The 569-nt window shown below is 55.9% G+C and carries 1 protein-coding gene; it reads right to left on the reverse strand.

The window, feature by feature from the left end:
- The coding region (locus tag ACFFRH_RS44995; protein WP_512701159.1) for an ATP-binding cassette domain-containing protein at window positions 1-554 on the reverse strand (554 nt) is incomplete at its 3' end.
- Window positions 555-569 lie beyond the last annotated feature (15 nt).

Below are 569 nucleotides of genomic sequence, written 5' to 3' on the forward strand. Positions count from 1 at the left end.
CGCAGCTTTTTATCCAGCGCGCCCATCGGCTCATCGAGCAGTAATAGTTTCGGGCGCTTCGCAAGGCTTCGGGCCAGGGCCACACGTTGTCGCTGACCACCGGAAAGCTGATGCGGTTTGCGTTTGGCGAACTCCTGCATATGCACCAGGCCGAGCATCTCATTGACCCGGCTGGCAATTTCCGCTTTCGGTAGTTTGTCCTGTTTCAGGCCAAAAGCGATGTTCTGTTCCACGGTCATATGCGGAAACAGCGCGTAAGACTGAAACATCATATTGATGGGGCGCAGGTAAGGCGGAACCTGTGACAAATCGACGCCATCAAGCATTATCTGTCCGGCAGAAGGTTGTTCGAAACCTGCCAGCATACGCAGCAGCGTGGACTTGCCACAGCCGGATGCGCCCAGCAGCGCGAAGATTTCACCTTTGTAGATGGTCAGGCTGACATCATCCACCGCATGTTGACCATCGTAGGATTTGGTCAGGTTGCGGATTTCTAATAGCGGCGTCAGCGCCTTACGGGTTTTCGCCTGCGGGCGAGGGATAGCGTCATTCACGGCTGCTCTCCGGCA

It is taken from the genome of Streptosporangium vulgare, from assembly GCF_042428775.1.
Classification (GTDB): domain Bacteria; phylum Actinomycetota; class Actinomycetes; order Streptosporangiales; family Streptosporangiaceae; genus Streptosporangium; species Streptosporangium vulgare.